10 protein-coding genes are annotated in these 14,402 nt (G+C 57.2%); 4 read left to right on the forward strand and 6 right to left on the reverse strand.

Annotation, left to right across the window (positions count from 1 at the left end; translation table 11 throughout):
• Positions 1 to 193: 193 nt before the first annotated feature.
• Positions 194 to 2,143 (reverse strand): acyltransferase family protein, encoded by a 1,950-nt coding sequence (locus tag U1739_RS18295; protein WP_332710039.1) that lies wholly within the window; start codon positions 2,141 to 2,143, stop codon positions 194 to 196.
• Positions 2,144 to 2,485: 342 nt separating this feature from the next.
• Here U1739_RS18295 and U1739_RS18300 point away from each other — a divergent pair, with 342 nt between their 5' ends.
• Positions 2,486 to 3,475 (forward strand): acyltransferase family protein, encoded by a 990-nt coding sequence (locus tag U1739_RS18300; protein ID WP_332710040.1) that lies wholly within the window; start codon positions 2,486 to 2,488, stop codon positions 3,473 to 3,475.
• 2 nt (positions 3,476 to 3,477) lie between these two features.
• Here U1739_RS18300 and U1739_RS18305 read toward each other — a convergent pair whose 3' ends face one another.
• The 5 genes from U1739_RS18305 to U1739_RS18320 form a co-directional block, all read right to left on the reverse strand.
• Entirely contained in the window at positions 3,478 to 5,370 is a 1,893-nt protein-coding gene (locus tag U1739_RS18305) for an acyltransferase family protein (RefSeq protein WP_332710041.1), read from the reverse strand.
• 394 nt (positions 5,371 to 5,764) lie between these two features.
• Positions 5,765 to 6,697, reverse strand: coding sequence for a glycosyltransferase family 2 protein (locus U1739_RS21275; protein ID WP_443025601.1), 933 nt, complete (start codon positions 6,695 to 6,697; stop codon positions 5,765 to 5,767).
• Positions 6,676 to 7,761, reverse strand: coding sequence for an NAD-dependent epimerase/dehydratase family protein (locus tag U1739_RS18310; RefSeq protein WP_332710042.1), 1,086 nt, complete (start codon positions 7,759 to 7,761; stop codon positions 6,676 to 6,678). The genes U1739_RS21275 and U1739_RS18310 overlap by 22 nt, the downstream gene beginning before the upstream one ends.
• A gap of 35 nt (positions 7,762 to 7,796) precedes the next feature.
• Positions 7,797 to 9,029, reverse strand: coding sequence for a glycosyltransferase (locus U1739_RS18315; RefSeq protein ID WP_332710043.1), 1,233 nt, complete (start codon positions 9,027 to 9,029; stop codon positions 7,797 to 7,799).
• A complete protein-coding gene (locus U1739_RS18320; protein ID WP_332710044.1) occupies positions 9,026 to 9,544 on the reverse strand; it encodes an LbetaH domain-containing protein in 519 nt (172 codons plus the stop codon). Before U1739_RS18320 ends, U1739_RS18315 begins: the two co-directional genes overlap by 4 nt.
• 1,652 nt (positions 9,545 to 11,196) lie before the next feature.
• Here U1739_RS18320 and U1739_RS18325 point away from each other — a divergent pair.
• Genes U1739_RS18325 through U1739_RS18335 form a run of 3 tightly spaced genes read left to right on the forward strand, consistent with a single transcriptional unit; the run spans position 11,197 to position 14,389 of the window.
• Complete coding sequence (locus tag U1739_RS18325; RefSeq protein WP_332710045.1) at positions 11,197 to 12,573, forward strand: lipopolysaccharide biosynthesis protein; 1,377 nt, start codon at positions 11,197 to 11,199, stop codon at positions 12,571 to 12,573.
• Positions 12,574 to 12,575: 2 nt separating this feature from the next.
• A complete protein-coding gene (locus tag U1739_RS18330) occupies positions 12,576 to 13,280 on the forward strand; it encodes a hypothetical protein (protein WP_332710046.1) in 705 nt (234 codons plus the stop codon).
• Complete coding sequence (locus U1739_RS18335; protein WP_332710047.1) at positions 13,277 to 14,389, forward strand: glycosyltransferase family protein; 1,113 nt, start codon at positions 13,277 to 13,279, stop codon at positions 14,387 to 14,389. The genes U1739_RS18330 and U1739_RS18335 overlap by 4 nt, the downstream gene beginning before the upstream one ends.
• Positions 14,390 to 14,402: the final 13 nt, after the last annotated feature.

Raw genomic sequence — 14,402 nt, forward strand, 5'->3', positions numbered from 1 at the left:
CGGCACGCCGAGGCAACGCGGCGACAGTTCCCTCTCCGCGCTGCGCGGCTTGTGCGGATGCCGGCCGATACATAGACGTGCCGCATCCCTCCCACCGCCCGATCAAGCGCGATAATCCAGCAGTTTCGCCCTGGACGTCAGCTATGGGCCGCAGTTCGCACGCGCTATCGCGCAATTGCGGGGCGGCAGTAGCTCAATTTTTACCCGCCCTCGATGCTAGGAAGGGTCGCATCTGCGACATCACCTTGCTGCTGCCGTAAGGAGACAAATGGCCGACGTCTTTATTGATCAGCTTGCCCTGTTCATAGACCAAGCATTCGCGTTTCGCCTTATTGCACAGCATCGCCATTGGGTCGAAAAATGCGGAGCGCTGCACCAGTTCACGAATTTGCGGGGTCACCGCCCAGTCATTGCTAGGGGTCATATAGAAGGGCTCTTCCGGGTGGGGCCGCTGGCCGAGCCGATAACCCAGAAATTTGGGGTTCGCGAACGGGTAGAATGGATTGTCGCCGATGATCTTCACCTGCACCCCTAGTGCTCTCAAGCGATCTATCGTCCGAGCCAGCATGGCGATCGACACGTGATCGCTCTTCATCGCATAATCCCAATTGCCTGACATGATGACCGTTTTGACGCCGTAAGCGCGAATGATGTTAGGCACGTCGTCGTTGCTAGCGCGGCACGCCGGACGACTCGACACATTCACATCGAAAACAGGAATGCACCCCATCGTCGCGTACATCAGGAGATTGGGCACCAGTTCGGGGCGCACCTGCCGAAAGTCATTCCGATATTGGCTGGCATGGGAATCGCCCCATAACAACGTCGTAGGCGCCCCGCCGCCTCGAGTGAGATAACAGTCCTCTCCAGCCCACTGTTCGGCCTTTAGCCCACTCATCATGCAGAGCGGCCCAGGAAGTTGCTTTCGTGGCTCATTGACCAAGCTCGCCAGCTTGGGAAACCGCTGCGGTACGCCGTCGGTGAGGAATATTACCAGCCCGCATATAGTGGCGAGCGCAATCACGACTCCAGATCCCACGAAAATCTGGCGGCGCGAAACGCGGTGCTTGTTGCGGAACGGCCGCTCGACGAAACGCCATGACAAGCTGGCCAGCGCGAACATCAAGCTGATCAGCGCGACCTTCTCAATTGCCGTGAAATCACGTAAAAGGACATATCTGAAGAAGACTATGATCGGCCAGTGCACGAGGTACAGCGAATAAGAGATTAGGCCTATCGCCACGAACGGTTTCGACCCCAGCACCCGCCCGACCACGGTCCGTCCCCCGGCATTCGCGTACAAGATCGCCGCCGCGCCTAATACCGGCCACAGCGCGTTGACACCCGGAAAGTCGCTGTTCTTGGTCAGCAACATCGACGACGCCAAAATCAGTGCCGCACCGCCCGCGGACAGGGCGTCTGCGAACCAACCTCGTTTTACGGTGCCGAGCCGGTCGAACGCGAGCAGCGACCCAACGAGCAGTTCCCACGCCCGCGTAGGCAGCAGGTAATAATCGCCGGTGCGGTCGATATTCATCATCGCTACACTAAGTAAGAACGAGACAATTGCCAGGCACAAGGTAGGGCCGAAATAGCGGCGTTTAAAAAATCGCGAGAGGGCCAGCAGTAACAGTGGAAAAACGATGTAGAATTGTTCTTCTACCGCCAGCGACCACGTGTGCACGAGCGGCTCGAGCTCTACTGGACCAGCAAAATAATCAGCCTGCTGCCAAAACAGAATATTCGACGCGAAGAACGCGACCGCAACGATACGGGACCCCAGCTCTCGAAATTCGTCCGGCATCAACACAAGGGCGCCAACGATAAAAACTGTGAAGATAGTGGCAAATAATGCGGGCAGAATACGACGCGCGCGCCGTTCATAAAAAGCGATAATGGAAAAGCTGTTGCTGTCGATCTCATCCCGTATCGTGCGGGTGATTAGATAGCCGGAGATGACGAAAAAGACATCGACGCCGATAAATCCACCAGAAACCAGGGTTGATCCGACATGATAAAATAGGACCGGCAAAATCGCTAACGCTCTGAGGCCGTCAATGTCGGGTCGATATTTCATATGCTGCATGGTCGAATGTCGCCCCCCGGGTGCCGCCGCCTTATGACGAGCCATATGATCGGTCAATGTGAGCCATTTATCCTTCCGCTCGCTTCGCTTGCCGGAAAGTGCGGTCGGCGGAGGTGCCTACCCTCCGCGGTATTCCTTGTCCGTTCCGCAGCTACATGTTCCAAAACGGTTGCCACTGATCCGCTCGCTAAGTGCCAGACATCCTGTGCCTGAACAGCTGGGCGCGGAGCTTTACGCAAGAAGGCAACGCGGTCTATGGCCGTCAGCTTGCAGCGGCGATCGTAGCGCGTGAGAGCAGATATTGCCCAGACGGCGCGCCCGACGGGTACTTCCTTCATGGAAAATCCATGGTATAGCGCCGGGCCTCGTTTGTTCCCAACAAAAGCTCGAGGCCTTTAATTGGAATCTAGATTTCACACGCTCGATGCCATGCGCGGCGTCGCAGCATTTTGCGTCGTCATGCTCCACGGCTCCGGTTGGTTCGGCCCATTAAAGGCAACAGGTGGTTATTTAGCGGTTGATCTTTTCTTTGCCCTGTCGGGTTTCATCATCGCGCGCATTTACGAACCTCGCTTTGCCGCTGGGCTGACTGCACAAGCATTCATGCAGCAACGAGTCTTTCGATTCTGGCCCTTATACATGCTGGGAACGTGCATCGGCATATTAGTCGCCGCTATCGCGACACCATCATGGTGGTTAGCACCCCAAGCGATAGGCGCGAGCCTAATGCTTCCGTCGGGAATAACGCATCTTTATCCATTAAACAAAGTCGCTTGGTCGCTTGGCCTAGAGTTGTTAGCCAATCTGATTTTCGTACTGACTTGGCGCGCAGCGACGATCCGCAACCTGCTAATCCTGCTTGCCATTTCTTCTGTCGCGCTAATATCTGTTGCTTTTAGGGACGGTAATCTCGAAGGTGGATTCGCACTTGCTACGTTAGACACCGGATTGGCTCGCGTCACATTTTCATTTTCGTTGGGGATCCTGCTGCATCGCATTCATCCGAGGTTGGGCCGAGTAACCTTCCCAGCCTGGATATTGGTCTTGCTGCCTTATCCGCTCATGTTGCTCAGTTTCGGCCCGGCGTACGATTTGACTCTCGTAATGATCGTTTTTCCGATGCTGCTGGTACTCGCTGCAAAAAACGAGATTCGGTCTGGTATCTGGCTGGCTAATGCACTCGGCCTTGCATCGTACGCGTTATACGCCGTTCACAAGCCACTCACGTCTTTAATAGACAATACCGCGGACCACATCGGTATCGATCTTAGCGCTTACAATCCGTGGAGCGGCATCGTGCTCGGCGCGGTCTTCTTAGTTGGCTCTTGGTTTCTCGGCATGTTCGACGAGGTGATTAGACGCCGCCGGTCACACCGTCCATTTGCCTGAAACTAGCGAGCTGCCAAACGGTTTTCCTGCATCGCGGCTATGAGCGCCGGTGCGACGGCGGCAGAGCCTGCATAGGTAAAATGCCCTTCGTCAAACTGCGTGGGCACCCCGCCTGGCAGTCGCGTAAGGCACTTTTGCTTAGGGCAGAGCGTCTTGTACAGTGAGACATACGAAATGCCGGCCATTGCCGCTCGTGTCGAGAGTTCGCGGTCGAGCTTAGCCAATTTCGGCAGTAGGTGGCGTTCTGGCAGTGCCGGATCGCTACGCATTTGAGCCAAAGCCAACAAGCGTGGCAATGGTTTGTCATACCTCGGCACGGGACCGACCAGCACGACCGGAATCCCGCGGCGGCTCAGGCGATCAATTTGGGCGAAAATCGTCTCGCTTGGCGTCTCCACCCAGTTCGCTGCGTACCAAACGCCATCGGGACGTTCTTTAGCGAGATAGTCGTCGAGCATGAACTGCATCAGCGCTCTACAACGAGGGTAGCTTCCTCCTGGGACCGGCGGGCAGCCCCCAGCCGTCGCCTGCATGACATTAGCGTTGCGCATTGCGCGTGCCAAACCCCACCACAGGTGGGCGGCATAACTATCGCCCAGCACAAGATAGTTCGGTTTTATGGGACTACGACGCAAACAGCTTGCGGCGTCAAACTCTGCCGGCCGCTGCGCGGCCACGAAACAGCTGTCCTGACGGAAGAAATCATGCTTTTCGTAATCAAGGTACGCTGCCACCTGGGCAATCTCTGGGTGAATTCTGTTCGGCAAACCCTTCGCGCGGACCAGAGCGAAGCCTATCACACCGAAGGTCGCAACAATGCCCGCGGCTATTGCGAACACCTTGGCCGGTCGCGCCGTATCTGCCATGCGGCGAAACGGGCGTTCGACGAAGCGCCATGACAGGATTGCCGCTGCAAAAGAGACAAATATCAAAAGGCCTTTCTCCGCTTGTGTGGTTAGACCGTCTCCGAAGACTAGCCAAACATGTTGTGCCACGATGATCGGCCAGTGCCAGAGATATAGCGAATACGAGATCGCGCCGACAAACGTCATCGGGCGGATCGCAAGAAAACGGCCGACCCATGTGCTACCGGACCGGCCTGCGAGGATAATCGCGCCGGCCCCGGCACACGCTGGTAGCGCAGCAAGGCCCGGGAACGGCGTCTTTGACGTGGCCAATAGGAATGATGCCATTATGGCGGCAAACCCGGCCGATGCCACCGCCTGGCGTTGCCACGGCCGAAAATTCCAATCACCATAGCCATGTGCCAAAAGCACGCCGATGCCTAGTTCCCATGCCCGCGATGGAAGAAGATAGAATGCTGCGTCCGGCGTGTTGGAAACGCTCCAAAGGCTCCACAGAAACGATGAAAGCGTTAACCCGATCAGCGCCGCGCCAAGCCGGCGACGCGCGATCGCCATGACAGTAAATACCAGTGGAGGCAGCACTATGTAGAACTGTTCTTCAACCGCCAAAGACCAGGTATGCAGAAGAGCGGCAGTATCCGCGTCGGTGCCAAAATAATCAGCTGTAAGCCAGAAATGAATATTGGAATAGGACAAGGCTGCCGAGACAAGCGAGGATCCATAGGATTCCAGCTCCACCGGCATCAACATCAGCACGGCACCGATAGTCGTTAAAGCGATCATTACGAGCATTGCGGGCAAGATGCGCAGGATACGGCGCACGTAGAATTGCGTGACCGAGAACGTGGCGTTCTGCGCGCCTTCGAGAATTATTCGGCCGATTAAATATCCCGAAATTACAAAGAATACATCCACCCCGATGAACCCACCCGTAAGAGGGCCGGCCCTAAGGTGGAAAAGCAGCACAGGTATGACCGCAACTGCACGCAACCCGTCAATATCGGGGCGATAACGTAGATGAGGGTTCATCTAGGCTGCCAATAAAAATGAAAATACGTCGCGCCAGCGCCACACGGCAGCCGTCCACTCGATCGCACCTTCCCCTACCGGATCACCTCGAGACCCAGCCAGAGCTGCAAAACTCAAAGGTAACACGGACATCCCCCCCTAAATCCTCTCTTGCGTTGAATGACCCGCAAGAACAGCTCTAATTTTTTACAAACCTACAAATCGTGACAGTGCAATGCTGCCCGCCGCTACGCCAGCCTATTCCGCCATGCTTCCCGCCCTACCTCCGCCCGCACGCCACCATTGGCAGGGCGGCGCCCCTCGAGTTCCCGAACCGACCACGCCAGGCTCAAACGACTATCGAAGCTTAGCCATGAGCGACCTGACCACGGGGAGCACAGAGTCTACGCGAAAGTCATGGATGGGGCCCCTTTCCCCTTCGGTTTCGAATTCCGGCTAAGGCACCCGTGCAGAACATGCCGATGCGCGCAATCTTTTTGTCCTCTAGAAGCAAGGTTCTCAATACCGACTGTACCAGCTTTGATACAATTGCACCGAGGGAAACCCCTCGGGAACCATACTCATAACGGATCAAGATCAAGTTACGGATATTGTAGTATGAGTACCAAACCGGTTTGTCAGGGATATACAGGGTGCGCCCGAAGAATTTACGTGGAACGTAATCGAAAACCTGGGTCAAAAAGGCGGATCGGCAAGAGAGCTGTAACCACCCCCCTTTATGCAAAGCAATACCGTAGGCTAGGTCCTCGTATCCCATCCAAAGATCAGACATCACAACAATATTGTCTGCAGATGGCCCCATAGAATAGAGTGCCGAATTGGAACTGCTCCATAGGACTTCTGCGGTGGGTTCGTCTATCGGCACTTCAAGCAACCTACTGCCAGCGGATGGCGTGAACTGCCGCCGACCGTCTTCCCAGCGTGGGCTCCGCGGACTATGGTCGAGCATAGGATAAACAGCGCCTACGTACGGACGAGAAGTCGCGGCCGAGAGCATCGCTGACAGCCGGTGAGGCTCCCAACTGGCATCATGATTGAGACACAAACACCAACTAGCGCCAGTCTCCGCTGCAAGTTCCATGCGTCGCGCAAGGTTGCCGGCCGACCCAAGATTGGCATTCGCATTTTCGTACAGTAGTGGCCACCGCCGTATCGCCGCAGTCTCCGCGATTGCACCGCTCCCTAGCGAGTCGACCACAATGACCGCTCGAACCTCGGGATGGGGATCAGCGTTAATAGCCTCGAGAAGAGAGATGACTGCGATATCTGAGCGAAAGGCCGAGATAGCGATAGCGACCTGACCATTCATGCGGTGTTGCGAGCCCATTCAACCAGCGCACGGATCCCGTCACCTAGGCCAATTTGGGGAGTCCAACCTAGGACCCGTTCCGCGGCCGAAATGTCAGCCACCGCGAAGCGGACATCTCCGGGGCGGTATTGGCCAGTGACCGTTATAAGATTGCCCGAAAGGCCAAGCGCGTCGATCATCGTCCGAGCAACCTCGATGATTGATGCCCCCTTACCTGAACCCACATCAACGGTCTCCTCGGGAGCTTGTTCGAGTTCACATAGCCGATGAAAGGCGGCAACCACGTCAGAAACGTACACGAAGTCTCGCACGATCTCGCCGTCCTCAAAAATATTCAAGGTTTTACCCTCGAGCAATTGTTGAGCAAAGATCGAAAGCACCCCTGTATAGGGATTGTGCAGCGACTGACCGGCTCCATAGACATTCTGCAAGCGCAAAATCGAGACCCTGACGACAGATTGCTCGAACCCTTGCCGCAGCAAATATTCCTGCATGAGCTTACTTGAGGCGTAAATTGACGCGGGCGCCGGTGTAGTTGTCGAGGCCCGGCTAGCAATGGGCTGAAGAGAAGTGCCCGCGGCGTCCTTGGGGCCGTAGTCACCGACAGCTAGGTCGGCCGAGAGGCGTGGTAAGGCGGTTACCTCGACCCCGTTGCGATTACGGCAGGCGCCCTCGCCGTAGACGGCACGTGAGCCGGCAAGAATCACCCTGCGGACACCTATTCCTTGGATCTCGGCGGCCCTGACCGCCTCTATCAGTCGAGCCGTTCCAGTAACATTAACGTCGCAGTAATGCGCCGGCATATCGTAAGACTGACCAGTGCCGGTCTCCGCAGCTAAGTGAACGATGATTTCAGCTCGAGCGACGACTATCGCTTTGAGCAAGGCTTCGCGGTCCAGTATATTACCTTGTATAAATTCGATTTGTGAATTTTTCAATTCAACAATCGTACCGCCCGGATCTGTGTGAACTTGTGGATGGAGGTTGTCAAACACGGTTACGCTATGTCCCGCCCTGCCGAGCGAAAGTGCCAAGCGCTTGCCTATGAATCCGGCACCGCCAGTGATCAGTATATCGGACAATTTTCTGCTCCCGTATCTTCTATTTCGAGCCCAAATTAAAGAACCTGGACTCGCGCGTTCTCATCGGACTCGATTTGATGGTAAATAGATTGGTAGCTTTGAACACCAGTATCGAGGGAATAGATTTTCTCGGCGGCCTGTCTGCAACGTTCAGCGATATCAGGGTCACGCAAAAGCACGATCGCAGCATCAGCGGCCCGCCTGAGAGCGGCCTCATCCTCGCCATCGATAACGTAGCCGACTTGGCTTTGACGTATCGTCTCAGCCACGTCGCCAACCCCTTCGTTAGCCAAAACGGGAACGCCACAGCCTAGAGATTCCCCCATTCGTGTTGGTGAGCGACCTAACTCAGAGGCGGCGCCGGAGGCATAGAAGAACATCGACAGGCTCTGCCGTTGGAGACGCTCGTGAATTTCCGAGGCCTTCGCCCTACTGATTGTCAGCCGTGCGTACCAATCCGGCACCACGCCAAGTGCTGAGCTAAGCGCCGCGAGCACTGCCGCCGGATCCTCTCGGGTGATAATTTCGAAGCGCGCCTGAGGAAGGCGCGCCGCAAGCAGATCGAACATCTTTGCTAGTAAATCAACCCGAAACCAGCCGTTATTCAACGAGCCGTGGCAGCCAATTAAGGGCGCGGGACCTTTAGCCTCCGGCGCGGGCGTGAAGCGGTCAAGATCGGCGCAGGTGGGAATCACTCGGAGCTGGTCGTTAGAAAAAGTGTCTGGGTGCACCGATTGTAGATAGCGCGCACCGGCCTGCGTCAACGATACGACTATCTTTGCATCAGAGAGCAGGCGCCGCTCAGCCTTGAAAATCAACTTGTGTAAGAAAGATCCGCGACGCATCCGACCGGAGGTGATGAGTTCCTCAGGCCACAATGATCGCATATCGAAAACGTAGGGTGTGCCTGTGATGCGTGATACTGCCCAGGCAGCGGCCGCTGGAATGTAGGATCGGGCGTGGATCAACTTCGCATGCGTGCTTCGAACTTCGCGTGCCGTATGATATATTATTTGAATGAGATTAAATGTGGACGCTAAAATTCTGGGCTTTTGCCTATAACGCAGCTTGATCCAGCGTATGCCGTGTTCAGCGCATGCGGCATCAATCTGAGATAAATGGGCGCGGTCGAGAAGATCGGCATCACGTTCAAAACTGATAAGCGTAATCTCGTGTTTTGTTGACAGGCCTTTTAGGTAGGCAAGCACTTGGCTCTGCCCGAGCGGCTCAAGCATGCCGGTGCGAGAAATATAGATCACCGAAGTCACATCACTTCACTCCGTTCGGTAACCAGACGTGCTGAAAACCCGACAACAACGGTTCTTAGAGCAGCGTCGCGATCTACCACTGCGCCTGCGGCAATCACTGCGCCCTCGTCAATTGTAACTCTGTCAAGAATAACCTCACCGAAATTGTTTTCGCAAACGATGCAAGCCACGTCACCGACGCCGTTGTCCGCAACTGCGGTCGGCCAGCAACCCAGAACCTCGTCCGTTCGCGTCGGCGAGCGTCCTACCTCGGGCACTTCGCCGCCGGCATAAAGGAACATCGGGAGCGCGTCACCGCGCACGGCGTTCGCTCCCCCCAGAGGCTGCAAATCGATATTGAGCCTTCCCGCCAACGCGCTTGCAAGGCTAAGAGAAGTGCGCGCGCGAGCGGCATCGTTGCGGGTCACGATCTGGAACCGTGCAGTCGGGTCGCAAGCGACTGCGACACGAATTTCACTGGCCAGCCAATCCGTGCTGAACCAGCCAGACAGGACGGCGCCGATGTAGCCGCGCATTCCCGGTCCCGCGCCGAAAATCGGGGGCCGGCAAACCGGAGCCATGAAGCGCGCCAAAACCACGCAAGTAGAACTGACGGCAAAGCACTGGCCGTTGACTTGTATCCCGGCAGTATCGAATACGGTACATATTGCAATAGACTCTGCCTAGCACTTCCCGTTCGACCACAATACTTGATCGCCACGATTATTTTCATATGAAGCAATAATCACTATGGTTGACGAGCGCGTGCTACGTAGCCGGTGCATCATGGTACGGCAAGCACGGGAACGGCCTTTGCCGTAGCCAACGGTCATTCGACATTCGTCAAGCGTCAACGTTGCTCCCCATTCAATAGTCCGGACCTCCCACGAGCATCGTCTGTCGCTCATAAATCGGACTGGGCGAACCTTCAGGCATGCCTCAGGTGCGTGGATATCGGACACTTCTGGAAGCCCCCCGTCGTTTGCGCTGATGGCGATTACAAGACGGAGGATCTCAACACCCCAACTCTGATGAGGATAGCCCCCGGACATGCGAAGCCTTCGGCATTAATTGGATTGCCGGGCGCTGCGTTCGGCAGCCAAGACTGATTGGGACCGCTTGGGACTGCATTGCGCTGACATGAACGGTACGGGGCCAACCGCCGCATCGGCGCCGATCTGATCCACGCGCACACATATATCCTTGCCGTTGCCGCCTCTTGCTCAGCGTGGGTACACTTATCCGGTTCATATACGAAATTAGCGCCTTCCGCAGAAGGGGATGGCGGGCGCCGGGCGGCTAAAGCGAGGGTCTATGGTTCACCGCGTCGCGGCCGACCAGCCATGCGCCGGGATACGTGCATTGTGTCCCTGCGCCTTGCCGCAGCGGACTATCATCCGCTCGAAAAACCGCTCCTGGCTCCGAGAACAGATTTCGTTTTGATCCCGACCGATACTTATTCGAGCGCTATCACCTCCCTGCGGCACTGGTAGTGCAGCAACCGCTAGGGACCGTCTCGCCGAGCACGTTACTCAGCGGGTGGTACTGTGCAATATTTTGTTTTCTTGGATCAATGCGGTGAGCTCAAAGGTGCCAACGTGCAGGTAGCGTTGCATTCCGGCGAGGACTTGAATGCTTTGCGCCAAGCTGCGGCCGGACACGGTTTCGACATTACTGCGTGGTGATCGGACCGTTGGCGCCGCAGACGTGCGTACAGCTACGGCAAACGCACGTCGTGCCGTTATGCGACAAGGCCGGCTTCGCCCACCTCGCCGGCTAAGGCGCTCGGCTCCGGTGTCGTGTCGCGGTGATCGCCAACGGCGACAGCGGCGAGGGCGTCTCGTTCATCGCCGGGCATCGCGTCGGCATACCTGTCTCCGGTGATACGGACGCAGGGATTGTGAGCACAGTGGACGAGGCTGCGGCACGCGATTGCTAGTCAGCAAAAACGCCCTCGCGATTATGGCGCATCCGCCATTACCGATCGGAATTTAACAAGCCATTGTTTTACTTTGAACGCCGCAGGTCATCGCGCTATGCGCCTGCGCGGTCGACGAGGTACGCTGTCGGTCGCAATCGGGGAACTCAATTGAATTACACCGTAGCTCGTTCGGTATGCGACAGTCCAAAGCAATGCCATGCGCGATCTGCGTGAACCGGTGCGGGCCTGTATGACGAAACCTGCTGCATGCCCGGCAAGCCGGTGACCGAGCCGCGCGGGCAGGACACGCCGAACCTTTCTTACCGAGCGATCTATCGCCGCGTGGCCGGCAATGCCGGCTATTTGCTCGGCAGTACCGGTGTTGTGGTTCTGGCAGGAATCCTGCAGGTAGCGATCAATGCGCGCGCGCTGGGACCAGCCCTGCTTGGCCTCCTGGTCCTAGCGCAGACCTATGCGATGGTGCTCGAGCGCCTGTTCACGTTCGACACTTGGCAACCGCTGATCACGCTCGGCGCGCGGCAGCTCGACCGTAAAGACCATCATGGCTTACGCGACGCTTTGGCACTGGCTGTCGGGTTTGATCTCGCCGCGGCTTTTTGTGCCGGCATGCTGGGCCTGTTGCTCGTGCGGGTGGCCGGCCCTTGGCTCGGCGTCGCGCCTCAACAGCAAGTCTATCTCGATTTGATGTCGTTATCGTTGTTCTTCCGGGTAAGCGGCGCCACCACCGGGTTGTTGCGCCTGTTCGATCGATTTTCGGTATTGGCGGCGCTCAATATTACCGATGCCCTCGTGCGGCTTGCTGCGTCGATCCTGCTCATGGTGTTCCATGCTGAATTGTTCGCTTATGTCGCGACCTTTGCAGCGCTGACCGTCGCCCTTAACCTTGCGATGTGCGTTGTAGCGCTAGTTTTGTGGCGCCGGCGCGGGTTGCCTTTGCGATCCGGTTTCGCGATCGGCGCGTTGCGCACCCAGTTGCCAGAATTTGGCAAGATATCGAGCAGTTCGTTTGTCATGTCGTCGATCAACGCGTTGCGTAGTCGCGCCGACGTGTTCATGTTGGCGGGCTTGGTAGGGCCGACAGCTGTTGGCTTGTATGCCATTGCACAGCGGGTTAGCTCGATCGCCGGACGGGTCGCCGACCCCCTCGGACAGGTGGCCTATCCCGAGATTTCGCGGCTCGCAGCGGCCGAGTCGCCGGCGCGGCTCAAACGCGTATTGTCGCGCTTCTTCCTGATTGGCCTCGGGGCTGGCATCGTGTTCGTGCTGGGAACGCTGATCTTCGCGCCGCTCGTGATTCGTACAGTCGCCGGTCCGGGCTTTGAGCACGCCGCCACGCCGCTTTATTGGCTAATGGCGGCCTTTGCCATTTTCCTTGCCGGTTTCTGGATACGGGCGGCGGCGATGAACGTCATCGGAGCGGTGCAGCACCTTTATACCTACGTCGTCGCCTTTGCCGCCATGATGGCGATCGGGCCATGGGCCGTCATCAACTATGGCCTTGTTGGTGCGGGTGCATCACAACTCGTGTTTAACCTGGTGTGGTTTTTGACCAATACATTTCTTATCGTCCGCGCTTTGTCGCGCGCGGTGCATACCAAACCATCGCTACAGGCCGGAGAATAAACATGTCGACTACAGCAGATCGCCGCTTTCGGTCGGCCCGACAATGGTCCAATCGGGAAATCGCTACGCTAGGTCCTTTGTTTGATGGGGATATTGTTAACGTGTCGGGATGGGACGATCGCGACAAGGAAGGCGGGGTCTACCGCTCGTATTTCACGAACAAGAAGTCCTATGCCATCACTAATTATGGCGGAGATCACGGCGAGGGTGCGGATGGCGAGATTCCGCTCGATCTGGAGCGGACATTGCCCGCCGAGCTCAAGCATAGGTTTGACCTCGCGTTCAATCATACGACGCTCGAGCACGTCTTCATGTTGTTCGACGCGTTCCACAACATTTGTGAGATGTCGCGCGATGCCGTTCTGATCATCGTGCCATTCGCGCAGGTCGAGCATTTTGAGGAAAGTTTCGGCGACTATTGGCGCTTCACTCCGCAAGCAATGCGACGCCTGTTCGAACGCGAAGGCATGACGTTGGCTTACTGTTCGGTGACAGACCACAAGGATGCCGCCCTTTATGTCACTGCACTCGGAGTCCGCGATCCGGCGAAATGGGCGGGGAGGCTTCCATCGACGCAGCTACCGCGTCATGCTGGCACGTGGATCGGGGCACCGCGCGGCTGGGCAAGGCTATCTGGCGAGTTGCGCAAGGCAGCGCGCAAATTATTGGGCCGGAAGGGCGTTGCGGAATACGGCGAAGACCGATGAAGCTTGCCTATGTTCATCCGATGCCGGTGCCGATGCCTTGGGCGAATACCGTTCATGTAATGCGAATGTGTCAGTCTTTTGGGCGCGCCGGGCATGATGTCCGCCTGATCGTGCCGCACGGCGGAGAGAATGGTGGCCGACAGACGTTCGACCACTATGGCGTCGAACCGGTCTTCGAGATCGTGCGGGCGTGGAAACGACTGCCGGTACCAGGCAATAGCTGGCTTTTTGCCCTGGCTGCCGGTGCGCATCTGCTGAAAGCGCGTCCCGACCTGGTCTATACGCGGAACATCCAGACCGCCGTGGTAGCGACGCGGATGGGGATCGAAACCGTCTTCGAGGCGCATGGCCCCCCGGCCGTTCTGGGAAAGACCGAGATGCAATGCCTGACGCTACTGTTGCGCAGCAAGCATCTAGTACGTCTGACGGTCATTTCAGAGGCGTTGAAGCGGTTGTTTCTTGAGCAGATCGACTCGGCGCGATTGGACGATCTGCTTTATGTCGCTCATGACGGGGCAGATGCCGACGAGAATTGGTCTCCGGAAGATGAATCGGCGCCGTTTACGGCAGTGTACGCTGGCAGCTTTTTTGCCGGGCGTGGCGTCGAGCTCGCCCTCGCAATCGCTCGCCGGGCACCCGACATCCGGTTCAAGTTGGCCGGGTGCCATCCCGATGTACTGCCGGAGTGGCAGGCCAAAGTTGCGGGGATCGCAAACGTCGAATTGATCGGCCGGCGCCCACCGTCGGAAGTGCCGGCGTTGCTCGCGTCGGGACATGCGTTGCTCGCGCCGTATCAGAGCAAGGTCGGCATCGGACTCGACAAGATCGACATCGCCGAATACTTTTCCCCGCTCAAGATGTTCGAATATATGGCGGCTGGCCGCGCAATCGTCAGCACTGCGTTGCCCGTTCTGCGCGAAGTGTTAACCGACGGTGAGACGGCATTGCTTCGCGATGGCGATAATGTCGATGCCTGGGTCATCGCGCTACGCGATCTGCGCGACGATCGGGTTTTACGGCAGCGGATCGGTGGGGCGGCGCGGCAGATGCTGATTGAACATTATACATGGGATGCGCGAGCACGCTCGGTGCTGTCCGGCCTCGGCTAGCAGGAGTTTAAAC

This window comes from Parasphingomonas puruogangriensis (assembly GCF_036663635.1).
In the GTDB taxonomy this organism is placed as follows: Bacteria; Pseudomonadota; Alphaproteobacteria; order Sphingomonadales; family Sphingomonadaceae; genus Sphingomonas.